We start from the raw sequence: 26018 nt of genomic DNA, 5'->3' as shown, positions 1-26018 counted from the left end.
GCGCCGGGTGTCCCGACGGCGAACGGGCCCGCACCGGGAGCGCCCCGGTGCGGGCCCGTTCGCGATGGCCCGTCCGTCAGCCGGCGAGCACGGGCTCCGCCGGCTGCTCCCCGAAGGTGAGCCGGCAGGTGTCGGCGCGGTAGGTGGAGACCGCGACGGCCGCGGCCCGGCCCTGGGAGACGTAGCGGGTGGTGACGACGAGCACGGGCGAGCCGGGCAGCCGGTCCAGTTGCCGGGCGTCCTCGGCGCGGGCCGAACCCAACTCGACGGTGCGGTCCTGGCCGTCCAGGTCGAGCGCCTGGAGGGCGCGGAGCACCGCCCGGGCGCGGACGGCCGGGTCGGCGGTGTCCTCGTCGACGTCGTCGGGGACCGTGCCGGCCCGGACGTAGAGGAGTTCGGCGGCGACCGGCTGGCCCGCCGAGACCCGGCTGCGGCGCACGATGTGGACCGTCTCGTCGGGGGCGGACTCCAGCAGGCGGGCCACCGCGACGGGGACCGTGTCGGTCCGGTTGGCGGCGACCGGCTGCCAGTCGTCGCCGGCGGCGCCGGGCCAGGTGTGGCACGTGGGGTCGACGGCGACGCCGACCCGCGGCGGGGCGACGGTGGTGCCGACACCGCGGCGGCGCTGGAGCCTGCCCTCCAGTTCGAGCTGTTCGAGCGCCTGCCGGAGCGTGGCCCGGGCGACGCCGAACCGCGCCGCCAGATCCCGCTCGTTGGGCAGGATCTCGCCGACCGCGAACTCGGTGTCCAGCGCGTCACTGAGCACGGTCCTGAGATGCCAGTACTTGGGCTCCGGAGCCGTTTCGAGCTGCGTGGTCCCCACCCCCCAAAGCCGCGGGCCCCGGGCGGGCCCTCGTAATGAGCGCTTCTTTATTAAAGGTTGTTGCAGTATCCCGACGATATGACCACCCCCACCCTTGGTCAAGACCAATCCCGCACCCGTTTCGCCCGCCGCCCGCGGCGTCACCCGGCCACCGCCGTCCGTGGGGCGACCGTTAGCCTCCCGGTCATGCTTGCTCTGTTGCACACTTCGCCGGTCCACGTCCCCGTCTTCGACGCGCTCCGCGACGCCGAGGCCCCCGGACTGCCGCTGCGGCATCTGGTACGGCCGGAACTCCTGGCCGCGGCGCGGGAGGCCGGGCCCGACGGGATCGCGGAGGAGGTCGCCGGGGCGCTCGGCGAGCTGGTGCGCGCCGGGGCGCGGGCGGTGCTGTGCACCTGCTCGACGCTGGGCACGGTGGCCGAGGCGGCCGGGCCGGCGCTGGGCGTGCCGGTGCTGCGGGTGGACCGGCCGATGGCCGCGGAGGCTGTCGCCGCCGGTCCCCGGATCACGGTCCTCGCCACGGTGGAGAGCACCCTGGCGCCCACCACGGAGCTGATCGCCGAAGAGGCCCGCCGGGCCGGGCGTACCGCTCGGGTGCGCACCGTGCTCGTTCCGGACGCCTGGGAGCGGTTCGCGGCCGGTGACCAGGAGGGCAGTCTGGCGGCGGTCACCGACGCGGTGCGGCGGGAGCGGGACGCCGGCGGGGCCGACGCCCTGGTTCTGGCGCAGGCGTCGATGGCGCCCGCCGCGGAACGGTTCCCGGACGGCGGGCTGTCCGGCACCGGCTCGGCGGTGCCGGTGCTGGCGAGCCCGCGGAGCGGCCTGCGGGCCGCGGTCCGGCTCGGGCCGGTCCGCGGCTGACCCGACGGGCAGGCCCTACGGGACCAGGGACACCAGCTTGTCGGGGTTGCGGACGATGTAGACCGTCTGGATCCGGCCCTCCCGGATACCGAGTTGGAAGACCGAGTCCGGGGTGCCGCCCGTGACGACCAGCAGCCCGATACCGCCGTTGAGTTCGGTGAAGCGGAGCTCCGTGTCGGCCGGGACGGTCCGGACGACGCCGATGAGGAACCGGGCGACCTTGTCGGCGGACTCGATGATCCGCAGCGGGGCCTTGGCCTTGCCGCCGCTGTCCCCGACCAGCCGGGCGTCCGCCGCGAGGAGGTTCAGCAGCCCGTCCAGGTCGCCCCCGGCGGCGGCCGACAGGAAGCGCTCGGTCAACTCGCGCTGCCGCTCCGGGTCGACGTCGAACCGGGGTCGGCGCTCCTCCACGTGGCGCCGGGCCCGGCCCGCCAGTTGGCGCACCGCGGCCTCGCTGCGCTCCAGCCCGGCGGCGATCTCCGCGTACGGGTAGCCGAACGCCTCGCGCAGCACGAACACCGCGCGCTCCAACGGGGACAGCGCCTCCATGACGACGAGGACGGCGAGGGTGACGGTCTCCGCGAACACCGTCCGCTCGGCGGTGTCCGGGGCCGGCCCACCGGGTGCCAGGACGTCGGTGGCGAGCGGTTCCGGCAGCCAGGGCCCGACGTAGGACTCGCGGCGCGACTGGACCTGCCGGAGCCGGTCGATGGCCAGCCGGGTGGTGATCCGGACGAGGTAGGCGCGCGGTTCGCGGACCTCCGCCAGGTCGGCGGCCGACCAGCGCAGCCAGGCGTCCTGGACCACGTCCTCGGCGTCGGCCGCCCGGCCCAGCATGCGGTAGGCGACGCCGTGGAGCAGCGGACGGTGGGCCTCGAAGACCTCGGTGGCGGGATCGGTCAGCACCGCCCCATCCCAGCGGGCGCGTACCGCGTTGTCCAGCGGAAACGGCACCGGTGGGGCGTTCCGGAGGTGTTGCCTTCGTCTCGTCCGGTGGGACGGGCCGTGGCCCTGGGGGGGGCGGCCGGCCGGAGGTGTTCCCCGGCTGCGGCGCGTTCGGCTCCGGCCCCGATCCCGCCAACACAGCTACCGGACGCGGGAGTTCAGGAACTCCCCAGGGCCCGCGCGTTGTTCCAGTCGCGGGTGCAGAGGACCAGTCGGTAGCCGTCGGGGTCCTCGATGGTGACGCCCCACTCGTCCCAGTAGGGGTTGTGGGCCGGGACGCGGGAGCCGCCGCAGCGCTCCAGCCCGGCGACGAGGTCGGCGGGGACCGGTTCGCCCAGATAGACGACGAGGAGGTCGTCCGGTGTGGGGGTCGGGCGGAGCGCGCCCGACGGGTCGTGGGTCAGTTCCAGGTGCCAGGTGGCGTCCGGCCACCCCAGCATCAGGAGGGAGTGCTCGCCCGCCTCCGAGGTGTGGCGGTGGAGTTCGCGCAGGCCCAGCCCGTCCCGCCAGAAACGGCCGGCGGCGGCCAGGTCGCGGGACGGGCGGGCGAGGCGGAGCGGCGCGGAGCCGAGGGCAGGCATGGGTGTCGCCTTCCGTGGGGGCCGCCGGGCGGCGGCGCGTTACGGGACCGTAGACGTCCGGGCCGGTTCCTGGCGATCGGTCCTTGGTCCTGCGACCCTGGTCCCGGTCCCGGTCCCGGTCCTGGTCCTGGTCCTGGTCCACGAGCCATCCGGAGGGTGTTCACCGGGAGTTCGCCCGCCCGGCATCGGGCGGCGATACGAACGGGGTGTGACGAGATCGGACGCATCACGGAGGTGCGAGATGGCGCAGGGTTCCGGCGGCGGCGTCGGACGGCGGGCGCTCCTTCAGGGCGTGGCGGCGGGCTCCGCCGCGTTGGCGCTGCCCGCGGCGGTCGGGGCCGCGCCGGCGGCCGCCGCACCGGCCCTGGTGCGCGGCGGACGGCCGCGCGCCGGCTGGGGAGTGCAGGCCGGTGACGTGACCGCGTCGTCCGGCCTGGTGTGGACGCGGTCCGACCGGCCGGCCCGGATGGTGGTGCAGACCGCCGCCACCGAGTCGTTCCGCAACGCCCGGACCTGGCACGGGCCGCTGCTGGGGCCCGGTACGGACTTCACCGGGGTGACCGCGCTGCACGGACTGCCGGCCGGGGAGCAGGTCCACTACCGGGTGCTGCTGGCCGACCCCGACCACCCGGAGCGCACCGGCGAGCCGGTGACCGGCACGTTCCGCACGGCACCCGACCGGCGCAGGGACATCCGCTTCCTGTGGTCGGGGGATCTGGCCGGGCAGGGCTGGGGCATCAACCCCGAGCACGGCGGCTACCGGGTCTTCGAGGACATGCGGCGCCGGAACCCGGACTTCTTCGTGTGCAGCGGCGACAACATCTACGCCGACAACCCGATCCCGGAGCGGGTGACCCTGCCGGACGGCCGGATCTGGCGGAACGTGACGACGGAGGAGAAGTCCAAGGTCGCCGAGACGCTGGCGGAGTTCCGGGGCGCGTTCCGCTACAACCTCCTGGACGAGAACCTGCGCCGGTTCAACGCCCAGGTGCCGACCATCACCCAGTGGGACGACCACGAGGTGCACAACAACTGGTATCCGGGCCAGCTGCTGGACGACGACCGGTACCGCGTCAAGGACGTCGACGTGCTCGCCGCGCGGGCACTGCGCGCGTTCGGCGAGTACTTCCCGATCCGCACGCTCCGCCCGGACGCCGGAGGCCGGGTGTACCGCGTCCTGCGGCACGGCCCGCTGCTGGACGTCTTCGTGCTGGACATGCGCCGCTACCGCGACGCCAACTCCCCCGACCGGCAGACCGACGACCCGCAGGGGATCCTGGGCGCCGAGCAGCTGCGCTGGCTCAAGCGGGAGCTGTCCCGCTCGCGGGCGGTGTGGAAGGTGATCGCCTCGGACATGCCGCTGGGGCTGGTGGTCACGGACGGGCCGGCGAACTTCGAGGCCGTGGCCCAGGGCGATCCGGGCGCGCCGCTGGGACGGGAGTTGCAGATCGCCGAGCTGCTGCGGCACATCAAGCACCGGCGGATCACCGGCACCCTCTGGCTGACCGCGGACGTCCACTACACCTCGGCGCAGCACTACGCGCCCGAGCGGGCGGCGTTCAAGGACTTCGAGCCGTTCTGGGAGTTCGTGTCCGGGCCGCTGGGCGCGGGCGGTTTCCCGGCGGTGAAACTGGACGGAACCTTCGGGCCCGAGCAGCCGTTCATCAAGGCGCCGGACCGCGCGAACGTCTCCCCGGCGGAGAGTCCGCAGTACTTCGGCGAGGTCGAGATCGACGGGGGAAGCGGGGAGCTCACGGTGCGGCTGCGCCAGGAGGGCGGAGAGGTCTTGTTCGTGAAAACGCTGCAACCGGGACGGGTAGGGCAGTAGAGGCCAATGCGTCGATTGCGCCTTTTACCCGTCCGACACAAGGTGTTGGCGACCAGGCAACACCCGTCGGCAAGGCTGTCTGCATGACTGACGCCACGTCCGCCCGTTCCGCCCGGCGCCACCACTGGCGCCGGGACGTCGTCGAGCTCGCCGCCCTGTTCACCGCCGTGGCGGTGGCCGACGCCGTCGCCAACACGATCGCCCATGGCCCGTCCGGGCCGGTGCTGCTGTGCGCCGGCGCGGTCGCCCTGCTCGCCACGGCGGGCTTCCACGTCTGGTGGGCACGCCGCCATGAACACGCCCCGCCACCGACGGACACCGCGGCAGCCGGCGCCGCACCACCGGCCCCCGCGGCCGGCGCCCGGGAGACGGTGCTGTGGCGGATGCGGACCACCGTCCAGGACGAGCCGGGCAGCCTCGCCGCCCTGTGCACGGCACTGGCCGCCCTGGGCGTGGACATCCTCAGCCTCCAGACCCACCCGCTGTCCAAGGGGACGGTCGACGAGTTCCTGCTGCGGGCGCCGGCCGGACTGGGCCCCGCGGAGCTCACCCGGACGGTCGCCGGTGCGGGCGGCACGCACAGCTGGCTGGAGCGGGCCGACGCGCACGACCTGGTCGACGCGCCGACCCGGATGCTCGGCCTGGCCACCCGCACCGCTCTGGACTCCGCAGAACTCCCCCTGGCACTCCGGCAGTTGCTGGGGCGCTGCACCATCCACTCGGTGCCCGCACGGTCACTGACCGGCCAGCCGCTGGCCGAAGAGGTGCCCGCCGAGGGCGTGTTGGAGGAGCACACCATGAAGTTCCGCGACCCTTCCGGGGGCTCGCTCACCATCGAAAGGCCACAGGTGCCGTTCACCCCCACCGAGTTCGCCCGGGTACGCGCACTGGTCGAGCTGGACACCCGGCTCGGCCAGCGCGTACCACCGCGCCGTGACGTGCTCACGCTGCCCGAGGGCAACGAGATCACGGTCCGCCGCGCCGGCACCGGCGATCTGGCCGCCGCCCGCGCGATGCACGAGCGGTGCTCGGACCGGACGTTGGCGCAGCGCTACCACGGCCCGGTCGGGGACGCCGACCGCTACCTCGGGCACCTGCTCAGCCCGCGGTTCGGCCGCACGTTGGCCGTGGAGACCGCCTCCGGGCGGCTGGTGGCCCTGGGCCACCTGCTGTGGGACGGCGACGAGACCGAAGTGGCACTGCTGGTCGAGGACGCCTGGCAGCAGCGCGGCATCGGCGCGGAGCTGCTGCGGCGACTGGTCGCGATGGCCGCCGAGACCGGCTGCGAGAGCGTCTACGCCATCACCCAGGCGTCCAACACCGGCATGGTGGCGGCGATGCGCGGCCTGGAGCTGCCGCTCGACTACCAGATCGAGGAGGGCACGCTGGTGATCACAGCGCGCCCGGCGGGCCCCCCGCCCCACCGGGAGGACCGGACGGCGCTCCGCCTGCGGGACGGCTCCCGGCACGGCTGAGCACCTGTCTCCGATCCGGGACCGGTGACGAGCCGGTGAACCGCTGGTTGAGCCGACGTCATCGATGGTGCGGCGGATCCAGATGATCGGTTCCAAGGGGTTCAGTGGTCGTAGGCGGTCGGTGCGCGCATGACCGGCTGGCCGCGCATGAGCCGGGCTCCACTCGCCGGGCCCCCCTTGGAATCGATCATCTAGGCTGGCGCGGTGACTGATGAGCAGGAGCGGGTGCGGCCGTCGGGAGTATGGGCCACGGCGGTGGGGGTGGCCCGGGTGCGGGCGCTGGAGACCGAGCGGGAGAACGCGCTGTTCCGCGACCCGCTGGCACGGGCCTTCGCCACCGCCGGCGGCCTGTGGCCCTCCTCGCCGCCGCCCGATGACGAGGCCGCGCGACGCCGCCGGCTGGCCGTGTCGTTCTCCATCGTCATCAGGACGAAGTTCCTCGACGACCTGTTGCGGCAGGCCGCCGCGGCCGGGGTCCGGCAGGTCGTGCTGCTCGGCGCCGGCATGGACAGCCGGGCCTTCCGGATGGTCTGGCCCGAGGGCACCCGGCTGTTCGAGGTCGACACCGCCGCGCCGCTGGACTTCAAGGCATCGGTGCTGCGCCAGGAGCGGGCCGTCGCACGCTGCGAGCGGATCACCGTCGCGGAGGATCTGCGTGCGGACTGGCCGGGCGCGCTGGCCGCCGCGGGGCACGACCCGGCGGCGCCGACCGTGTGGATCGCCGAAGGACTGCTGATCTATCTGCCCGAGGACGCGGTGGAGCTGCTGCTGGCCCGGATCAGCGCACAGTCGGCGGCAGGCAGTCGGATGGGGCTGACGTTGGGCTCGCGCGGCGTGATCGAGCGCTTCGGCGCGGACGCCGTGCCGGGATCGGCGGCGTCCATGTGGGTCTCGGAGATGCCCGACGACCCGGTGGGCTGGCTGGCCGGGCACGGCTGGGAGGCCGACAGCCACACCCTGCGCGAGCGCGCTGCCGCCTACGGCCGCCCGATCGGCACCCCGCCGCAGCGCGAGGAGCGGCCCGGCGGACTGATCTCGGCGGTCCGCCGGTAGCGCGTCTCCCGGTGGTCACCACGAACGACCACAATGGGCCGGGCTACGACCGAAGTTGGGATACGGGTGCGTTCGGCGAACGGTCACTGTGACCATTCGCCGAACCGGACGCTTCCTTCCGGGCCCTCCAGGCCCTCGTCGCTGAGGCCCCGTCGCCGGCAGCGGAGCGCCCGGGCACCGGACGCGACAGGATCGTTCGCCGGAATGATGGTGACGCGGCGGCCCATCCGTACGAGGATGGCCCGTATGTCCAACACCACTACTCCCGCGGGCGGTCCGCTGCCCCGCCAGGTCGCCGACGCCTACGTCGACGCCCTCGTCGAACTGGACCCGATCATCGGCACCTTCCTCGGCGTCGCCGAGAGTTCCGGCAAGCTCCCCGACCTCTCCCCCACAGGCCAGGAAGCGGTGGCACAGCTCGCCCGCACCACCCTGGACAAGCTCGCCGAGGCCGAGGCCCGACCGGGCGCGGACAGCACCGCCGAGCAGGTCTGCGCACGGCTGCTGCGCGAACGGCTCACCGCGGAGCTCGCGGTGCACGACGCCGGCGAGGGGCTGCGCGCGGTCAGCAACCTCGGTTCGCCGCTGCACGCGGTACGGGAAGCCTTCACCCTCACCCCGGCGGACACCGAGGACGACTGGGCGGCGATCGCGCAGCGCCTGCGCGCGGTCCCGGCCACGCTGGCGGGGTACCGTGCCGCCCTCCAGGCCGGTCTGGACAAGCAGTTGCCGGGCGGGCCGCTCCAGGTCACCACCGTCATCGGCCAGCTGGGCGAGTGGATCGGCACCGACCGCAGCTGGTTCGCCGAGTTCACCGCCCCCGGCCCGGAGGCGCTGCGCACCGAGCTGGACGAGGCCGCCGCGGCCGCCACCGGCGCCCTGGTGGAGCTGCGCGACTGGTTCCGGGACGTCTACGCGCCGGCGGTCGAAGGCGCGTCGGACGTGGTGGGCCGCGAGCGGTACGCCCGGTTCATCCGCTACTACAACGGCTCCGACCTCGACCCCGAAGAGGCGTACGCCTACGGCTGGTCCGAGTTCCACCGTCTGCTGGCTGAGATGGAGGCCGAGGCCGAGAAGGTGCTGCCCGGCGCCAAGACGCCCTGGGAGGCGCTGGCCTGGTGCGACGAGCACGGTGAGGCGATCGAGGGCGTCGAGGAGACCCGGGAGTGGCTCCAGTCGCTGATGGACGAGGCCATCGACACGCTGGACGGCACCCACTTCGACCTCGCCGAGCGGGTCCGCCGCGTGGAGTCCAAGATCGCCCCGCCGGGCAGCGCCGCGGCGCCGTACTACACCCAGCCGTCGCTGGACTTCTCCCGGCCCGGCCGCACCTGGCTGCCGACCATGGGCCAGACCCGCTTCCCGGCGTACGACCTGGTCTCCACCTGGTACCACGAGGGGGTGCCCGGTCACCACCTCCAGCTGGCGCAGTGGGTGCACGTCGCCGACCGGCTCTCGCGCTACCAGACGACCGTCGGCATGGTCAGCGCCAATGCCGAGGGCTGGGCGCTGTACGCCGAGCGCCTGATGGACGAGCTGGGCTTCCTGTCCAACGCGGAACGGCGGCTGGGCTACCTCGACGCGCAGATGATGCGCGCGGTCCGCGTGATCATCGACATCGGCATGCACCTGGAGCTGGAGATCCCGGCCGACTCCCCGTTCCACCCGGGCGAGCGCTGGACGCCGCAGCTGGCGCACGCGTTCTTCGCGCAGCACAGCAGCCGCCCGGCCGACTTCGTCGAGAGCGAGATCATCCGCTACCAGGGCATCCCCGGCCAGGCGATCGGCTACAAGCTCGGCGAGCGCGTCTGGCTGCAGGGCCGGGAGGCCGCCCAAGCCCGGCACGGCGCGGACTTCGACCTGAAGGCGTGGCACATGGCGGCGCTGTCCCAGGGCTCGCTGGGCCTGGACGATCTGCTGACCGAGCTCTCGGCGCTCTGACCGGGTTGTCCGGGACCCGCCGCCGGCCCGTTCCGGCGGCGGGTCCCGGACGGGCCGGGCACCGGCGATCGCCTGGCGGCCGGCCGCGGCGGTCCTCACAACCGGTCCCCCCGGGCCCTTGCTCTGCCGGTGATTCCCCTGCTAGACAGCGGGGATGACCGGATACACCCCTGATGACGCCGACCGGCGCATCCTCGACGTCCTCCAGCACGACGGGCGCGCGGGCCACGCCGAGCTGGCGCGGTCGGTGAACATGTCGCCGAGCACGGTCGCCGCGCGGGTGCGGCGCCTGGAGGAGTCCGGGGTGATCTCCGGGTACGCGGCGGTGATCGATCCGGAGCGGGTCGGGCTGCCGGTGCTGGCGTTCGTCCGGCTGCGGCAGCCCGGGGCGACCGGCCAGCCGTTCCGGGACCTGCTGGCGGCGACGCCGGAGATCTTGGAGGCCCACCACGTCACGGGCGAGAACTCGCTGTTCCTCAAGGTCGCCGCGCGGTCGATGAAGCACTTGGAAGAGGTGTCGGGCCGGATCGGCGCCCTCGGCGAGGTGACCACGAGCGTGGTGTACTCCTCCCCGCTCCCCCGCCGCCCGGTCAGTACCTGACCCCGCCCGGCGGTCCGGCGACCGGGAGCGGCCCCCGGTCCGGACGGCTCCGGCCTGCCGCCCGACGAACGCCACCCTCGCGTCGTAGGCCCGTCGGCCGGCCGCTTTCACACGGCGCCGGTCCTGCCTGAGGCTGCCCTTCACGCCCTGCACCCGAGTCCCGGCGATGGCTTCCTGGCCGATGGGAAGCCCTGCCCGCACCGCTCCGCGATGCTTCCCACGCACGCGTCGTTGTGCACGAAGTGAGCCCGGACGCGTGCCGTGATGACTACTGTGAGCTGCGATAGCGAGGGAAACAGAGTCGTCTGTTTCCCCAATTTTTACCTGACGGACAGCATAGTTGGGCCTACTAAGGCGCCGGCCTGTCCCGCTACGACGTCGGACAGGAGCTCACCCCCCACGCGCTTGACCTGTGTGGCCCCACAGGAAACCCCTCAGCACTCTGTGCGTATCCCTGGAGAAACAGTGACCGTCCCCCTTCCGAGAACCGCCGTCCTCACCGGCGTCCTCACCACCGCCGCCGCACTCGCCCTCAGCGGCTGCGGCGCGGCCTCCGACACGTCGGACGCCGGCGGAAAGAGCGCGGCCGCCGCAACCACGGCCGACGCCTTCGGCGGCATCGACGCCCTGGCCAAGGAGGCGAAGAAGGAGGGCACGCTGAACGCGTTCGCGCTGCCCCGCGACTGGGCCAACTACGGCGCCCTGATCGACGGCTTCGAGAAGAAGTACGGCGTCAAGGTCGCGGTCGAGGACCCGAGCGGCACCAGCCAGGACGAGATCAGCGCGGTCACCTCGCGCAAGGGCGAGGACAACGCGCCCGACGTCCTCGACCTCGGCAGCTCCTTCGCCCAGAGCGCCGCCCAGCAGGGGCTGCTCGCGCCGTACATGGCCGCCGGTTTCAACGACATCCCCGATGACCAGAAGGACTCGATCGGCCGTTGGTCGAACGACTACGGCGGCTACATCTCCTTCGGCTGCGACACCAAGCGTGTGCAGACCTGCCCGACCAGTTTCAAGGATCTGCTCAAACCGCAGTACAAGGGGCAGATAGCGCTCAACGGCAATCCGGGCAAATCAGGTTCGGCCTTCGGTGCCGTGTACGCGGCCGCCCTCGCCGACGGCGGCTCCTTCGACGACATCCAGCCCGGCATCGACTTCTTCGCCAAGCTGAAGAAGAACGGCAACTACACGCCCGTACAGTCCACCCCGGACACCATCAAGAAGGGCCGGACGCCGATCAGCATCGACTGGGACTACCTCAACGCCGGGTACACCGACGAGCTCAAGTCCAAGGGCGTCGACTGGACGGTCACGGTCCCCTCGGACGGGCAGTTCTCCCAGTACTACTCGCAGGCCGTCAACAAGACCGCGCCGCACCCCGCGGCCGCACGCCTGTGGCAGGAGTACCTCTACAGCGCCGAGGGCCAGAACCTCAGGCTCAAGGGATACGCCCGCCCGGCCCTGATGACCGCCATGAACAAGGCCGGCACGCTCGACGCGGCCGCGGCGGCGAAGCTGCCGAAGGTCACCGGCACGCCGAAGTTCCCGACCGAGTCCCAGCAGAGCAGCGCCAAGTTCGTCATCTCGCAGAGCTGGGACGCGGCCGTCTCCGGCTGACCGCGACGCACACCGGGGCCGACGTGCTGCCCGCCGCCTCCGCTCGGCGGCGGGCAGCACCCGGTCGTCACCCGAGCTGCCCGACGCCCGGTCAGGGACCGGCCGGGCCCCGGTGCCGCACGCTGGACCCGGCGCGGTCCTTGACGACCTCCAGTTGGGCGGGGATGCGGGTCCTGAGGTCGGCGACGTGGCTGACGAGGCCGACGCTGCGGTCGCGTTCGCGCAGGCCGTCGAGGACGTCGAGGACCTCGTCGAGGGTCTGCTCGTCGAGGCTGCCGAAGCCCTCGTCGATGAAGAGGGTGTCCAGCCGGGTGCCGCCCGCCTCGTCCGTGACGACGTCGGCGAGGCCGAGGGCCAGGGCGAGCGAGGCGAAGAAGGTCTCGCCGCCGGAGAGGCTGGCGGTGTCCCGTTCCTGGCCCGTCCAGGCGTCGATGACGTGCAGGCCGAGGCCGGAGCGGCGGGCGCCGCCGGCCCGTTCGTCGGAGTGGACCAGGGTGTAGCGGCCGGCGGACATCCGGTGCAGGCGGGCGCTGGCGGCGGCCGCGACCTGTTCGAGGCGGGCGGCCAGGACGTAGGACTCCAGCCGCATCCGGCGCTCGTTCTCGGCGGAGGTGCCGGCGGTGAGCGTGGCGAGGCGGGCGATCCGGTCGTACGCGGCGCGCAGCGGGGCCAGTTCGCGGGCGTCGGTGGCGGCGTCGGCGGAGAGGCGGTCGAGGGCGGCGCAGCGCTCCCGGGCGGCGGCCAGCGTCGCGGTGGCGGTGCGCAGCCGGGTGGCGGCGGCCTGGTGGGCGGTGCGGGCGGCGTCCGGGTCGGCGGCGGGCAGGGCCGCGGCGGCGCGGAGTTCGGGCCGGTCCAGTTCGGCGGCGACGGCGGCGGCCTCGGCCTGCCAGTCGTCCTGGCGCTGCTGGAGGGCCTGCCGTTCGGTGTCCGGGAGCAGGGCTTCGGCGGCGTCCTGGGGGGTGGCGAAGCCCGCGCGGTAGGCGGCGTCGGAGAGCCGGGCGTCGGCCTCCTTGAGGCGTTCGGCGCAGGCCGCGGCGGTGCGGGACGCCTCGGCCGCGGCGGCGAGCAAGGTCGCCTGCCGGTCCAGCCGGGCCGCCCGGTCGGCGACGCTGGCGCAGTCGGCGCGGGCCTCGGCCAGTTCGGCGTCGAGTGCGGCCCGTTCGCGGTCCAGGGCCTCGCGGTGCGAGGTGCGGGCGGCGGCCCGGCGCTCGGCCTGCTGCTGATCGTCGCGCCGGCGCTCGTACTCCCGCTCGGCGCGGGCCAGTGTCTCGCGGGCGGCGTGCAACCGGGCCCCGGCGGTGTGGGCGCGGGCCGCCTCCTGCGTCAACCGCTCGACGTGCTCGGCGAGTTCGGCGGTGGGGGTGTCGCCGGCCGCGGCGGTGGCGGCGGCCAGCGCCTCCTTGACTGCCTGGCGGCGGTCCTCGGTGTGCCGGCGGGCGTCCTCGGCGCCGCGGTGGTCGGCCTCCGCAGCCTCCTCGGCGGCCCGGTCTACGTGGCCGGCGCCGGGCCGTGCCGGGTCCGGGTGGCGGGTGGAACCGCAGACCGCGCACGCCTGACCCCCCGTCAGGTTGGCGGCGAGTTCCGCGGCGATGCCGCGCAGCCGCCGGTCCTTGAGGTCCAGCCAGTGCTCGCGGGCGGTCGCCGCGCGCTCCCGGGCGGCCAGCACCTGCCGTTCGGCTTCGGCGAGTTCGCCGGTGCGGCGGTCGCGGTGGCGGGCCGCGGCGAGTCGTTCGGCGGCCGGTTCGCGCTGTGCGGCGAGGTGTTCGGCGCGCTGGGCGGCTTCCTGGGCCTCGTCGATGCGGCGCTGGTGGGCGCGGCGGGCGGTGTCCCAGTCGGCCAGCCACTCGGCGGCGTCCAGCAGCGTCTGTTCGTCGGCGCGGGCCTCGCGGTCGAGGCCGGCGCGTTCCCGGGCGAGGTCGGCGGCCCGCCGTTCGGCCCGCCGGGCCGCCGCGAGGGAGCCGAGCGTGGCCCGCAACTCCCGCTCCTCGGCGGCCAGTTGGTCTCCGGAGGCGTCCGCGAGGGCGGGCGGCAGCGGGGCGCGGTGGCGCCGTTCGGCGTCCTGGGCGGCGGTCAGTTCGTGCCAGGCGGCGTCCTGGAGGGCGAGCGCGGGGGCCACCTCGGCGGCGGTCCCGGCCCGGGCCAGCCGGGCCCGGATCCGGTCGCGTTCGTCGGCGGCGGTGGCGAGCCGGTCGGCGCGGTGCCGGGCGTCGGCGTGGCGGCGCTGGAGCCGGTCCCGCTCGCGGGCCTCCTCCAGCCGCCCGGCCGCCGTGTGCTCGGCCGCCTCGGCGGCGGCGACCGCGGTCCGGGCGTTGTCCAGGCGTTCGCGGGCGCCGACCCGGGCGACGGCGGCCCGGGTCAGCACCGCGTCCGCGAAACCGGGCTCGCCGGGGGCGGTGCCGGTGTCCTCGTCGGCGGTGCGGGCCGGTGCGGCGCCCCGGGCGGTCCGGCCGCCGCGTCCGGCGGGCCCGGCCTGGGCGGGCACGGCGGCCCGGGCGGCCGGCGCCGGGACGGCGGGGTCGGCCAGGTCCGGGGTGTCGCCGGCGGCCTGCGCGATCCGGTGGGCCAGGGCGAGGAGGCGCTCGTCACCGGCCGCGACCCGGTCGGCGGCGGTCTTGCGGCGGGCGGTGAGCTGATCCTCCAGCGCGGCGAACCGCCGGGTGTCGAAGAGCCGGCCGAGCAGCCGGGCCCGGGCCTCCGCGTCGGCCCGCAGGAAGCGTGCGAAGTCGCCCTGGGGCAACAGCACCACCTGGCAGAACTGCTCCTTGCTCATTCCGAGCAGCTGCCCGATCTCCTCGCCGATCTCCTGGTGGGAGCGGCTGAGCGCGCGCCACTCGCCGGCGGCCGGCGCGCCGTCCGGGGCGGGGGCGAACTCCCGCAGCCGGCTCTGCGCCTTCTCCTTCGTCGTCCCGGTGCCGCGCTTCTTGGGGCGGGGCTGCTCGGGCAGCCGGGTGATCTCCAACCGGCGTCCGGCGACGGTGAGTTCGAGGACGACCTCGGTGGGGAGGGACGGGTCCGCCAGGTCGCTGCGGAGCGCCTGGCCGCTCTGCCGCGCCCCGGGCACCGACCCGTAGAGCGCGAAGCAGACCGCGTCCAGGACCGAGGTCTTGCCGGCCCCGGTCGGGCCGTGCAGCAGGAACAGGCCGTCCCGCGTCAGCCGGTCGAAGTCGACGGTGTGGCCGGCGGCGAACGGGCCGAACGCGGTCAGGGTCAGCCGGTGCAGCCTCATCGCGCCACCTCCGCCACCGCGTCGGCGGTCCGTACCTCGTCCAGGGCCGACCGGAGTTCGGCCCGCTCGCCGTCGTCGGCGCCGCGGCCGGCGCGGACGTGGGCGACGAAGTCCTCGGCGATCTCCTGGTCGCTGCGGCCGCGCAGCCGCTGCGCGTACGAGGCCGAGGGCCGGGCCGGGGCCTCGTCGGGGTCGAAGGCCAGGCTGAGGGTGTGCGGGAAGCGCTTGGCGAGCCGGGCCATCGGCTCGGCCGGGCGGGAGCTGTCGGTGAGGGTGGCCTCGACCCAGGAGTCCTCGTGCCGGGCCAGCTCGGGGTCGTCCAGCAGCCGCTCCAGCGGGCCCCGGATGCGGGCCAGCGGGCGGGGCACCGGGCAGTCCACCCGCTCGGCCCGCACGGCGCCGTCCGCGTCGAGGTCGATCAGCCAGGACGACTTGCGGTGGGCGGCCTCGGAGAAGGAGTAGGCGAGCGGCGAGCCGGAGTAGCGGACCCGTTCGGTGAGGGTCTGGCAGCCGTGCAGGTGGCCGAGGGCCGCGTAGTCGACGCCGTCGAAGACCGCGGCGGGCACGGACGCGACGCCGCCGACGGTGATGTCCCGTTCGCTGTCGCTGGCGGTGCCGCCGGTGACGAAGGCGTGTGCCAGTACCACCGAGCGGGTGCCGGCGGGCCGGGTGGCGAGGTCGGCGCGGACCTGGTCCATGGCCGCGCCGAGCACCGCGGCGTGGTCGGCGCGCGGGGCGCCGAGGGTGTCGCGGACCATGGCCGGTTCGAGGTACGGCAGGCCGTAGCAGGCGACCGGGCCGTGCGCGTCGGCCAGGAGGACCGGGGTGCCGCAGTCGGCCGGGTCGGTGTGCAGGTGGATGCCGGCCTGCCGCATCAGTCCGGAGCCGACCCCGAGGCGGCGGGCGGAGTCGTGGTTCCCGGAGATCATGACGGTGGGCACGTCCAGCGCGGCCAGCCGGTGCAGCGCGTCGTCGAAGAGCTCGACGGCGGCCAGCGGGGGCACCGCCCGGTCGTAGACGTCGCCGGCGACCAGCACCGCCTCGACGTCCCGGGTGCGGACCGTCTCGACGAGGTGGTCGAGGAACGCGCGCTGGGCGGAGAGCAGGTTCACCCGGTGGAAGGACCGGCCCAGGTGCCAGTCGGAGGTGTGCAGAAGTCTCAAGACACCGCTCCGACCTGCATGTTCTCCCTCTCCACGGGCTTCGAGTCAGCACCGAGTCAGCACGAGTCTACGAGTCATCACGGCTCACGTTGGTCGTGGCAAGCACCCCGTCCATCACGGACCTCATTCTCGCACCCGCGTCCGGAGTCAAGTGACCGTAGATATCAGCCGTGATCTGAATCGTGGCGTGCCCCAGCCAGCGAGAGACCTCAAGCAATGACAGCCCCCCGGCGATGGCGCTGCTGGCAAAGAAGTGTCGCAGTGTATGCGCTGTCCATGACTCGCCTGCGAATCCCGCCTTGATAACTGCGCTTCTGAACTCAGTCCGGTAATTTGAATCCAGAACATGGCCGCCGTGATGAGCGTGGAGAATATAGCCATCCGCGCCCACACCGTGGTTGCGCAGGTGATGCCGCAGAGCATGCTCCACGAGTGAAGGAACCGGAACGTCTCGCCACTCACCTTCCTCCCGGGCCTTGAGGGGAGAGAGTTCCGCTTTCCACACTCCATCACGCTTCACTCGCACGAACTGACGCCGTAGCCGCATCGCGCCTTCCACTATGTCCGTGTCGCGCAGAGCCAGCACTTCACCGATCCGCAGACCGCAACCCGCCATGAGCCACACAGAGACAGCCAAATCCCCCCTCATAGCACTGGCTATCGCGCCCACCGCCTCACCGCCAGGAAGCGACTTATCGTCCACCCGCTTCGTCTTCAATCTGGGCAGGGAAGCCAGCGCAACTGGCGACTCAGAAATACGCTTCTCCGCTACCGCTGACCTGAAGAGCGAACGCAATGGCACCATGTTCGACTGATATACCGTGCGGCGCGATAGACCAGCTTCACACATACCTTGGCACATTTTTTCGATGTCTGACGACATGACATTACACAACATCTTCGAACCCAATCTAGGGATCAAGTGATTCTCGAAGAAGTTCTTATAGTTCTTGCGCGTTGTCTCTTTTATCGAGCGCCGCGACAGCCACTCGCGAGCGTAATCTCTCACCAAGATCTTGCCCGCACTGGGGTCCAGATACTTGCCTTCCCTCTTATCGTTTTCTGCTTTGATTCCATAGTCTTGCGCCTCCCTCTTCGTGGGAAAATTCTTCTCGCGCTGACTTCCGGATCTTCCGCCCGGCTCGCGGTAGCGGACAGTCCAGGAATGGCCGCACCTCGACCGCCTGCAAGGGTCACCCTTCGCCTTGCATTTTTGAAAAATGGTTGCCATCACACTCCTTGTAGCTTCACTGGTTGGGGCATGCTCGAGTAGCAGTTACCCGTAATTCTTTTCGAGGTAGGCAGCGATGTCGCGCTCACGGAATCGCAGGAGGCGGCCGACCTTCTGCGCCTTGATCCCCCATGCCCGGTACTTGTTCTTGACTGTGATCTCGCTGACCTTCAGCCAGGCCGCTACCTCTTCCGGCGTGAGCAGCCGGTTGCTCCCCCCGGCGGTCAACGCGCCACCCACCTGTTCACCACGGTCGAATCAATCATCGGAGATGAATTCTTCTCCACACAGGCGACTACAAGTCGAATACCGGCTTTAGCTCCACGCACGTGCACCCACTTCAGATTGCAGAACACTCCCCCTCCTGGAGCTCTCCCGACAAATTCCCAAAAGGCGATTTCTGAGCAAAAGAGGGCAGGGGGTATTGCAGATCGAAACATGAATCGTGGTTCCTCGTGTAGAAGCGCATGGGGCGACATAGCGGAATCGGCAACGCCGGCTTCTCCGCTAACTCTGCGGGGCATCGCTGTCTTCCAGCGAACAGGCGCTACAGACTTCATGCAAGCAGCCGACGAGAGCCGCTCATACCTCCCTCTGTTTTTGCGGCACGGTCAACTGCATTCGCCGCGGCTCCACCGCCAAGCACAGCCGTGTGCGAACACCATCAATCCTCTGCACGATCCCCGGTTTCGGTAACCGGGGATCGTCTGCTACGTATCGCGCTGCACCGCGAGTGCGGGACTTTCATTGCTCGATCCACCGCCGGCCAGGAAGCCAGTCGGTAGGACCTGAGCACAGGGGGCGCACCGTCAGTGACGAGTACCAGCGGCCCGCCGTCGGTAGGGCGGTCGAGGTTCCGGGGCAACGACGCGCTCGGAGACGCCAACGACTCGGGCAACGCGGCGAGTCGCGGCTCCCGGATGCGCCGCGATGTGCGCGAGGACTTCGCGGTCACTGCGGTAGCCATGTAGCAGCAGATCCTCACAGAGCAGCCCGGCCGCGCAGACACAGAGACACGGCGCCGTAGACAGAGCGCCATAGTCCTCCGCCTCCTGCGACGTCCACGCGTTCAGGACGCCAAGCGCCAAAAAGACTGGGGCAGTGAAGCGGGGGGATCGGATAGCGGGGTTCGACAGGTGGACCTCCTTGGGGCCGAGGGCTCGACCGCGAGACCGAGTAGGGCGGGGTGCGGACTGTCGTGGGGCCGGATGGTGCGCCGTACACCACAGGAGTCTGTATCCCGTGCTGACCTGGTGTTTTCCGGGGTGTTGTACGTTGACATGGTCCCGAAGGAGGTTCCAGTCCTTGGGGCCTCATTCGCGTCTGCCGTGGGCGAATGTCCGCTGTCATCCAATCGAGGTGTTTAAGTGGGCGGTTCGCGAGTTGATGTCCGTTTCGGAGTGAGGCTTGGGGCAGGGGTGCTGGCTGTGGTGCCGGCTACTGCTGCCGGGCAAAGCAGCCGGTGTCGGCTTCGGTGAGGATGCCGAGTTTGACCAGGCGCTTCAGCTTGGCCCGGGTGCCTTCGATGTTGTTCGGCAGCAGTTCGTGGCCGAGGGCCTGGCAGACGTCCTTGGCGCGGAGGGGGCCGGTCGACTCGTTGAAGGCGGCGAGGATGCGCGGGTAGTCCGGGTGCTCGGGCAGCTCGGGTGGGGATGCGGGGAGCCGGTCGGCGAGGCCGGTGACGGTCCTGCGGGTGATCGCGAGGTGCTCGAGGTGTGTCTCGGCCTCCTGCAGTCGGGTCTGCAGGTCGTCGATCTGCGCGCGAAGGTCGTCGGCCAGGGCCTGGGCGGCGTCCTTCTGGAGGTCCAGTGCGTCCAGGAGGGGACGGATGTTCATGCGCGCACCGCCACTTCGCGCCAGGTGGGAGTGTTCGTGCCGGCGAGGCGGCGGATCATGACATGGGACATCGCCCAGTAGACGCGGGAGGCGGACGAGGCGGTGCGGTGCTCGTAGTCACGGACCAGGCGCCGGTGCAGTATCAGGATCCCGTAGGTCTGCTCGACCCTCCACCGCTTCGGCTGCGGCAGGAACCCCCGGTGAGCGGGGTCGCGTTCGACGATCTCGACGTCGATGCCCAGGCCGGTGCCGTGTTCGACGACCTGGTTCTTGAAGCCCTGGTCGACCAGGGCTTTGCGGACGGTGCCGCCAGTCTGCTCGGCGACCTGGTCCAGCAGGACCATGCCCGCGGTGTTGTCGTGCGTGTTCGCGGCGAGGACGATGACTGCGATGACCAGGCCGAGGACGTCCACGGCCAGGCCGCGCTTGCGGCCCGGCACCCGCTTGGCCGGATCGTAGCCGGTCGTGGCGGCGGGGACCCCGACGGCCGCGTGGACGCTCTGGGTGTCCAGCACCACCAGGGTCGGGTCCTCTAATCGGCGGGAGCGTTCACGGACCTGGCAGCGCAGGAGTTCATGGATGACCTGGTCGGTTCCGTCGTCCCGCCAGGCGGCGAAGTAGTAGTACGTCGCGCTTTTCTGCGGCAGGTCGTGCGGGAGGTAGGCCCATTGGCAGCCGGTCCGCCCCTGGTAGAGGATCGCGTTCACGATCTCCCGCATGTCGTAGGCGCCCTGATGGCCGCTGACCGAGCGGTGCCGGTCCTTCCACGCGGTGATCACCGGCTCGATCAACGACCACTGCTCGTCCGATAAGTCGCTGGGATACAGCTTGCGTTCACTCACCCCGCCAACCCCAGCAGACCCCGCACCGCGAACCCGCGGATTTCGCCCCCACCCCACACCATCAGGCGACCACAGAATGACTCAAAGGCTCACGAACCGCCCACTNCAGTGATCCAGGTGGCGATCTTGATGCGGGCCTCAGCACGGGTGCGGAACCGCTGCCGGTGGACGTACTCGACCTTGAGCGTCGAGTTGGTCGCCTCCGCGACCGCGTTGTCCAGGGCGGACGAGTCGTAGCAACATGCCTGATCAGAGGGGTGTGTTGTGGGACGACCAGCGAGTTGGATGACGGAGTTGACGGGACGGTCGCCGATGAAGTCGCCGGGGCGGCCCTCGACCCGGCGGGAGATCGAGCGGCTGTTCTGGGGTGAGATCGCCAAGGGGCTGACCAGTGAGGACGCGGCGGTCACTGTTGGAGCGGCCCCCGCGGTGGGAACCCGGTGGTTCCGGCATGCTGGCGGGATGCCGCAGATCAGCCTGACTGTCTCGGGCCGCTACCTCTCGTTCGCCGAGCGGGAGGAGATCGCTCTGCTCCGCGTACAGGGTGCCGGAGTGCGGGAGATCGCCAGGCGGCTGGACCGGTCACCGTCGACCATCTCGCGGGAACTGCGCCGCAACGCAGCTACCCGCGGCGGCAAGCTCGAGTACCGGGCCTCGGTCGCGCAGTGGAAGGCCGACCTGGTGGCACAGCGACCGAAGGAAGCGAAACTGGTTGTGAACCACCGGCTGCGGGAGTACGTCCAGGACCGTTTGCTGGGCGTGATCCGCGCTCCGGACGGCACGGTGCTTACCGGGCCGCAGGTTCCCGAGTGGAAGGGGCGCAACAAGCCGCATCGCAATGATCGCCGGTGGGCGAACGGGTGGAGCCCGGAACAGATCTCGGCCCGACTGAAGATCGACTTTCCCGAGGACAAGTCCATGCGTATCAGCCACGAGGCGATCTACCAGGCCCTCTACGTCGAGAGCCGCGGCGCTCTCAAGCGTGAGCTCGTGGCCTGCCTGCGCACGGGGCGCGCCCTGCGTGTTCCGCGCGCACGGGCCCGCAAGAAGCCGGGCGGTCACGTCACCCCGGAGGTGATGATCAGCCAGCGACCCGTCGAAGCCGCCGACCGCGCTGTTCCCGGTCACCGGGAAGGGGACTTGATCATCGGGCTGAACCGGTCGGCGATCGGCACGCTCGTCGAACGCGCGACCCGCTACACGATGTTGGTCCACCTGCCACGGGCCGAGGGCTACGGCACGATCCCACGCACGAAGAACGGGCCCGCGCTGGCCGGCTACGGTGCCGTTGCCATGAAGGACGCCCTGGCCACCACCATGGCCACCCTGCCCGGGCAACTCCGCCGATCCCTCACCTGGGACCGCGGGAAGGAGCTCTCCGCTCACGCCCAACTCACGGTCGAAACCGGACTACCGGTCTACTTCGCTGACCCGCACTCTCCCTGGCAGCGCGCCACGAACGAAAACACCAACGGACTGCTGCGCCAGTACTTCCCCAAGGGCACCGACCCGTCCCGATGGAACACCGACGAGCTAACAGCCATCGCCACCGTCCTCAACTCCCGCCCACGCAAGACCCTCGACTGGAAGACACCCGCCGAAGCCCTCGACGATCATCTACGATCAGCGCAAGCCGGTGTTGCGACGATCAGTTGAATCCGCCCTCACTGCCGCGGTCCGAGTGAAACACCACGTCAGCGACGGTGCCGCCGCGGGTTGTGGCAGCCATCCGCAGCGCGGCGACCACGAGTTCGGTGTCAGGTGAGCGTCCATTGCATAGCCGAGGAGTCTCCGGGAGTGCAGGTCGATGACGGTGGCGAGGTAGAGCTTGCCCTCGCCAGTGTCGATCTCGGTCATGTCGCCGCACCAGCGGACGTCTGGAACCTGGGCGGTGAAGTCACGCTGGACCAGATCCGGGGCGACAGGGCGTTTGCCCTGCCGGGTCAGCGACCTGCGGCGTCGCTTGACGCGACCGGCCAGACCGAGCTCGGCCATCAGCTTCGCGATCGTGTTCTTCGACACCCGCCACCCACGTTCGCGCAGTTCGGCGTGGACGCGCGGGGATCCGTAGGTGCCACCGGAGCGATCGAAGACCTCACGCACGGCTGCCACGAGCTCGGCCCGGCGCTCATCACGCGCAGTGGGCGGACGACGGAGCCACTTATACAACCAGGACTGCGAGACCTCAAGGGCCCGGCAGGAAACGGCGTGCGGCACCTGGTGGCTGGTCCTCTGGTCGGCGATGAAGTCCGCAACTGCGGATGCTCTCCGAACCGCCCACCGGCCACTGACACGGACTCTGCGCCGCCACTGACATAATCCTGCGCATCCCGCTGACATCAACCCTGCGCCCGACAACTGGGGGCCCAAGGTCGTACTCCGACAGCAGGCCAGGGTGGAGGTCCCGGGCACTCCCGCACGCCATCGCCATCGCCGGTGAGACAGGGATCCTCGTGCGGGCATGACAGGCGCACGACGGCGGGCGGAAGGGCTCTGACGCTTCTTGCGGTGCTTCCTGCGCCCCCGACACGGGTGGTTTGGCTCATCTCCTCAGCGTTGCCCGTCCGATAACCAGAACGGCTCGGCTCCAGGTCCGGCGCCAGCTGTCAGCGCGGGAGATGTCCCGCCGTGAACGAGGGAGGGAACCAAGTGATCGGCAAGGTGAGTAAGGTTCCATGGCGGTCGGTGGTCACGGCAGCCGCGACGGCGGCAGTCTTGTCCCCCCTGATGGGGGTTCCGCAGGCCGCCGCAGCATCCGGGGCTTCCACCTCACAAGAGGAGCCTCTGCGGATCGTGACCTTCGTGGACAAGTGCCTGACGGTCCGGAATGAGAGGAGCGCGAACGGCGCTCCGATCGAACAGTACACGTGCGCGGGCCTCAACGAGCAGAGGTTCACCTTCGTCCAGGTCAGTGAAGGGCGGTACGAGATCAAAACGTTCGCGAACAGGTGCCTGACGGTCTGGAATGAGAGCATCGCGAACAGCGCTCTGATCGTACAGGACCCATGCGAGGGCCTCGCCGCACAGAAGTTCCGCATCCTCTGGCTCGGGGACGGGCGGGTCGAGATCCACACGTTTGCGGACAAGTGCTTCACCGTCCGGGCGGGGGGCACCGCCAATGGCACTCTGATCGACCAGTACTCGTGCGTGAACGCCATCCAACAGAAGTTCCGCATCCAGGCGCTCTGAGCACCCGTTCCTACGTGTCAGCTGCGTCGGGCGGTTGAAACAGTCCAAGGTCGCCGCGGCGGCGTAGGACGGGTGCAGGTGCGGAGGGGCCGCGCTGTGTCTGGCGATGCTGTTGGCCAATTAGGCCCCTCGCGTGACGTCGGTGCCCATGACCCGGTTGTGGTCGTGGGCACCGACGTTTTCGTATGGGTGGGGTGTCGATGTCGATGCAGCCGAAGGGTCCGGGGGAGATTCCGGCGGGGACGGCGCGGGTGGCTCGGGCGGCGATCCCGAAGGGGAGCCTGGCGATCCGGATGCGGGACGAGCTGGGACCGCTGTTCCGTGACGAGGACTTCGTGGACCTATTCGCTGCGCCGGGCCGGCCGGCCTGGTCTCCCGCCGGGCTGGCGCTGGTGTCGGCGGCTGTGTTCGAGCCCGCGTTCCCTGGTCTGAGCAGGGCCGCCACCGGCTCCCCGGTGCCGCCCGGTCCGTGGTCGACGAACCCCATCAACGGATGGTGGCCGTAGGTTCGCTTCCAGGTCGCAGCGGCGTCCTCCTTGTCCGAGTGCGCGATCACCAGCACCCCGTCGATGTCCACGATCACCTGGCCTTCGGCGGCCGGACTGCTTGCCCTGGCCAACTCCCAGACCCGCTGACGCACTTCGGAACGTGCGCCCCGGATCGCCGCAAGAGCCTTCGGGCCGGACGCGGCGAGCACGTCGACCAGGCGGGAGACGGTCGGATCGGAAGCCACCGGACCGAACACAGCCGACTCGGCCCGCAGCATGCCGACGTCGGCCAGACAGTCACCGCCGAGCGCGACGGCCAGAGCCACATCCAGCAGGATCTTGCCCGGATCGTGCACAGCCCGCGGCTTGCGCCACGGAGTGAGTGCCGCCGATATCGCCCGGTCAAGGCCAACCTTGCGGACCGTCTCCATTAGCAGGACCGAGCCGGCCTGCGAGACCACCTGACGGCCGTCTCCCCGGACACGGACACGCGGGTACGACGCGATAGGCTCTCCCACCTGGAGAGTGCTCTTCCCCTCCCACCCAACAGGACCCTCAGCAAGTCCTATCGTTGCAGGTCAAGGGCACCTTCCGTGTTTCTGATCAGCCTATGGACAGGCCACCTCGTAAAAGCGCGAGGCTAAAGCGACCACCCCACCTGTCACCGGCTACGGGCTCGATTCCGTCGTCGGGAGTCGGAGCGGGCATCAGTCGTCGTTCGTTCACTTCAGTGCAACGGCTTGCTGCCAGGTGTCAATCATCTCCTCAAAATACCTTGCCCACCTCGGCAAGATAAGCCTTCGCCATCGCCGGTGAGACAGGGATCCTCGTGCGGGCATGACAGGCGCACGACGGCGGGCGGAAGGGCTCTGACGCTTCTTGCGGTGCTTCCTGCGCCCCCGACACGGGTGGTTTGGCTCATCTCCTCAGCGTTGCCCGTCCGATGACCAGAACGGCTCGGCCGTCCAGGTCCGGCGCCAGCTGTCAGCGCGGGAGATGTCCCGCCGTGAACGAGGGAGGGAACCAAGTGATCGGCAAGGTGAGTAAGGTTCCATGGCGGTTCGTGGTCACGGCAGCCGCAACTGTGGCAGTCCTGTGCCCCCTGATGGGGGTTCCGCAGGCCGCCGCAGCATCCGGGGCTTCCATCTCACAAGTGGAGAGTTACCGGATCTTGACCTTCGCGGACAAGTGCCTGACGGTCCATAATAATAGCGCCACGGACAGTACCCCGATCGTCCAGTTCACGTGCGAGGGCCTCTTCTCGCAGAGGTTCACCTTCGTCCCGGTCGGTGACGGGCGGTTCGAGATCAGAACGTTCGCGAACAAGTGCCTGACGGTCCGGGAGGAGAGCACCTCGGACAGCGCTCGGATCGACCAATTCCGGTGCGTGGACCTCTTCTCACAGAAGTTCCGCATCCTCCCGCTCGGGGACGGGCGGGTCGAGATCCACACGTTTGTGGACAAGTGCTTCACCGTCCGGGGGGAGAGCACCGCGGAAAGCGTTCGGATCGACCAGTTCCGGTGCGTGGACCTCTTCTCACAGAAGTTCCGCCTCCAGCGGCTCTGAGCACCCGTTCCTACGTGACAGCTGCGTCGGGCGGTTGAAACAGTCCAAGGTCGCCGCGGCGGCGTAGGGCGGGTGCAGGTGCGGAGGGGCCGCGCTGTGTCTGCTGACGCTGTTGGCTAATTCGGCCCCTCGCGTGACGTCGGTGCCCATGACCCGGTTGTGGTCGTGGGGACCGACGTTTTCGTATGGGTGGGGTGTCGATGTCGATGCAGCCGAAGGGTCCGGGGGAGATTCCGGCGGGGACGGCGCGGGTGGCGCTGAACACGCTCGCCCAGGCCGCTCCCGACTGGCTGACGCAGGTGGCGGAGCCGGACTGGTTTCGGCACTACGCCACTCGGGCCGAGGACTCCAGGTTTCCCAAAGCCCGTGCGAACCGGGACGAGACGGGAGCACGGATCGGCCGGGACGGCATGGGCCTGCTGAAGGCGGTCCGCGCCGCCGCCGCCCCGGCGGGTCTGCACGCGCTGGAGGAAGTGGAGCTCCTGCGCCGGGTGTGGGGCCAGCACTTCCACCTGGTGGACGGCGAGGTGACGCGCCGGGACCCAAAAGACCGGCCGCCGGGCGCGATGCGCCTGGCCACCCCCTATGACCCCGACGCCCGTGTCGGGGTCAAACGCGACACCAAGTGGGACGGATGCAAAGTCCACCTCACCGAGACCTAATCTGTTGTTAGCGACGTTCCGTAGGGGCAGCGGCTTCTCGGGGCGTTCGAGCACCGGACCGTGACGTCTAAGTGGGCGGTTCGCGAGTT

20 protein-coding genes and 3 pseudogenes are annotated in these 26018 nt (G+C 71.0%); 12 read left to right on the top strand and 11 right to left on the bottom strand.

Features of this window, described 5'->3' with window-relative positions; genetic code table 11:
- Positions 1 to 76: 76 nt before the first annotated feature.
- The gene (locus tag CG747_RS36270) at positions 77 to 823 is read right to left on the bottom strand and encodes a GntR family transcriptional regulator (RefSeq protein ID WP_100606159.1); all 747 of its coding nucleotides are present in this window, start codon (positions 821 to 823) and stop codon (positions 77 to 79) included.
- 186 nt (positions 824 to 1009) lie between these two features.
- Between CG747_RS36270 and CG747_RS36265 the strand changes: the two genes are divergently transcribed.
- Positions 1010 to 1684, top strand: a complete 675-nt coding sequence (locus CG747_RS36265) for an aspartate/glutamate racemase family protein (RefSeq protein WP_100606158.1) — start codon at positions 1010 to 1012, stop codon at positions 1682 to 1684.
- Positions 1685 to 1699: 15 nt separating this feature from the next.
- On the opposite strand, the gene CG747_RS36260 is transcribed toward CG747_RS36265, so the two are convergent.
- Together CG747_RS36260 and CG747_RS36255 are read right to left on the bottom strand one after the other, a co-directional pair.
- On the bottom strand, positions 1700 to 2590 hold the full coding sequence (locus tag CG747_RS36260) for an RNA polymerase sigma-70 factor (RefSeq protein ID WP_100606232.1): 891 nt from the start codon (positions 2588 to 2590) through the stop codon (positions 1700 to 1702).
- 197 nt (positions 2591 to 2787) lie between these two features.
- Positions 2788 to 3210, bottom strand: coding sequence for a VOC family protein (locus CG747_RS36255; protein WP_100606157.1), 423 nt, complete (start codon positions 3208 to 3210; stop codon positions 2788 to 2790).
- A gap of 241 nt (positions 3211 to 3451) precedes the next feature.
- On the opposite strand from CG747_RS36255, the gene CG747_RS36250 reads away from it, so the two are divergent.
- The 6 genes from CG747_RS36250 to CG747_RS36225 all read left to right on the top strand — a co-directional run bounded on the left by CG747_RS36250 (position 3452) and on the right by CG747_RS36225 (position 11725).
- The gene (locus CG747_RS36250; protein WP_100606156.1) at positions 3452 to 5038 is read left to right on the top strand and encodes an alkaline phosphatase; all 1587 of its coding nucleotides are present in this window, start codon (positions 3452 to 3454) and stop codon (positions 5036 to 5038) included.
- Positions 5039 to 5121: 83 nt separating this feature from the next.
- Positions 5122 to 6513 (top strand): GNAT family N-acetyltransferase, encoded by a 1392-nt coding sequence (locus tag CG747_RS36245; RefSeq protein ID WP_100606155.1) that lies wholly within the window; start codon positions 5122 to 5124, stop codon positions 6511 to 6513.
- A 204-nt stretch (positions 6514 to 6717) separates the two neighbouring features.
- Positions 6718 to 7566, top strand: a complete 849-nt coding sequence (locus CG747_RS36240; protein ID WP_100606154.1) for a class I SAM-dependent methyltransferase — start codon at positions 6718 to 6720, stop codon at positions 7564 to 7566.
- A 246-nt stretch (positions 7567 to 7812) separates the two neighbouring features.
- Positions 7813 to 9507: a DUF885 domain-containing protein gene (locus CG747_RS36235; RefSeq protein WP_180985842.1), complete on the top strand. Its 1695-nt coding sequence runs from the start codon at positions 7813 to 7815 to the stop codon at positions 9505 to 9507.
- A gap of 154 nt (positions 9508 to 9661) precedes the next feature.
- Positions 9662 to 10108, top strand: a complete 447-nt coding sequence (locus CG747_RS36230; protein WP_100606152.1) for an Lrp/AsnC family transcriptional regulator — start codon at positions 9662 to 9664, stop codon at positions 10106 to 10108.
- 465 nt (positions 10109 to 10573) lie between these two features.
- The gene (locus CG747_RS36225) at positions 10574 to 11725 is read left to right on the top strand and encodes an ABC transporter substrate-binding protein (RefSeq protein ID WP_100606151.1); all 1152 of its coding nucleotides are present in this window, start codon (positions 10574 to 10576) and stop codon (positions 11723 to 11725) included.
- Between the two features lie 91 nt (positions 11726 to 11816).
- On the opposite strand, the gene CG747_RS36220 is transcribed toward CG747_RS36225, so the two are convergent.
- The 6 genes from CG747_RS36220 to CG747_RS36195 form a co-directional block, all read right to left on the bottom strand.
- Positions 11817 to 14951, bottom strand: a complete 3135-nt coding sequence (locus CG747_RS36220) for an AAA family ATPase (RefSeq protein ID WP_100606150.1) — start codon at positions 14949 to 14951, stop codon at positions 11817 to 11819.
- Positions 14948 to 16114, bottom strand: coding sequence for an exonuclease SbcCD subunit D (locus CG747_RS36215; RefSeq protein ID WP_100606149.1), 1167 nt, complete (start codon positions 16112 to 16114; stop codon positions 14948 to 14950). The genes CG747_RS36220 and CG747_RS36215 overlap by 4 nt, the downstream gene beginning before the upstream one ends.
- A gap of 67 nt (positions 16115 to 16181) precedes the next feature.
- Positions 16182 to 17345, bottom strand: a complete 1164-nt coding sequence (locus CG747_RS36210; RefSeq protein WP_100606148.1) for a site-specific integrase — start codon at positions 17343 to 17345, stop codon at positions 16182 to 16184.
- A 45-nt stretch (positions 17346 to 17390) separates the two neighbouring features.
- Positions 17391 to 17585 carry a helix-turn-helix domain-containing protein gene (locus CG747_RS36205; RefSeq protein WP_257980964.1) on the bottom strand — a complete coding sequence of 65 codons (195 nt, stop codon included), beginning with the start codon at positions 17583 to 17585 and terminating at the stop codon, positions 17391 to 17393.
- A gap of 1197 nt (positions 17586 to 18782) precedes the next feature.
- Positions 18783 to 19181 carry a hypothetical protein gene (locus CG747_RS36200; protein ID WP_100606146.1) on the bottom strand — a complete coding sequence of 133 codons (399 nt, stop codon included), beginning with the start codon at positions 19179 to 19181 and terminating at the stop codon, positions 18783 to 18785.
- Positions 19178 to 20023 carry an IS5 family transposase gene (locus CG747_RS36195; protein WP_100606145.1) on the bottom strand — a complete coding sequence of 282 codons (846 nt, stop codon included), beginning with the start codon at positions 20021 to 20023 and terminating at the stop codon, positions 19178 to 19180. The genes CG747_RS36200 and CG747_RS36195 overlap by 4 nt, the downstream gene beginning before the upstream one ends.
- A 312-nt stretch (positions 20024 to 20335) precedes the next feature.
- Here CG747_RS36195 and CG747_RS36190 point away from each other — a divergent pair, with 312 nt between their 5' ends.
- Complete coding sequence (locus CG747_RS36190) at positions 20336 to 21679, top strand: IS30 family transposase (RefSeq protein WP_257980973.1); 1344 nt, start codon at positions 20336 to 20338, stop codon at positions 21677 to 21679.
- Here CG747_RS36190 and CG747_RS48375 read toward each other — a convergent pair.
- Positions 21647 to 22363: an IS3 family transposase gene (locus CG747_RS48375; RefSeq protein ID WP_257980972.1), complete on the bottom strand. Its 717-nt coding sequence runs from the start codon at positions 22361 to 22363 to the stop codon at positions 21647 to 21649. The two genes, CG747_RS36190 and CG747_RS48375, sit on opposite strands and share 33 nt — an antisense overlap.
- A gap of 309 nt (positions 22364 to 22672) precedes the next feature.
- Between CG747_RS48375 and CG747_RS36180 the strand changes: the two genes are divergently transcribed.
- Positions 22673 to 23212, top strand: a complete 540-nt coding sequence (locus CG747_RS36180) for an RICIN domain-containing protein (protein ID WP_146022206.1) — start codon at positions 22673 to 22675, stop codon at positions 23210 to 23212.
- Between the two features lie 200 nt (positions 23213 to 23412).
- Positions 23413 to 23622, top strand: a pseudogene (locus CG747_RS36175) (IS5/IS1182 family transposase); the annotation flags it as partial.
- Here the strand turns inward: CG747_RS36175 and CG747_RS36170 are convergent.
- A pseudogene (locus tag CG747_RS36170) lies at positions 23603 to 24218 on the bottom strand (transposase); the annotation flags it as partial. The pseudogenes CG747_RS36175 and CG747_RS36170 overlap by 20 nt on opposite strands.
- Before the next feature lie 509 nt (positions 24219 to 24727).
- On the opposite strand from CG747_RS36170, the gene CG747_RS36165 reads away from it, so the two are divergent.
- Complete coding sequence (locus tag CG747_RS36165) at positions 24728 to 25267, top strand: RICIN domain-containing protein (protein ID WP_180985840.1); 540 nt, start codon at positions 24728 to 24730, stop codon at positions 25265 to 25267.
- 227 nt (positions 25268 to 25494) lie between these two features.
- Positions 25495 to 25923 (top strand): annotated as a pseudogene (locus CG747_RS36160) (IS5/IS1182 family transposase); the annotation flags it as partial.
- Between the last annotated feature and the right edge of the window lie 95 nt (positions 25924 to 26018).

The organism is Streptomyces sp. CB02959, from assembly GCF_002803155.1.
Classification (GTDB): Bacteria; Actinomycetota; Actinomycetes; order Streptomycetales; family Streptomycetaceae; genus Streptomyces.
This window is presented reverse-complemented; position numbering and strand designations above follow the sequence as displayed.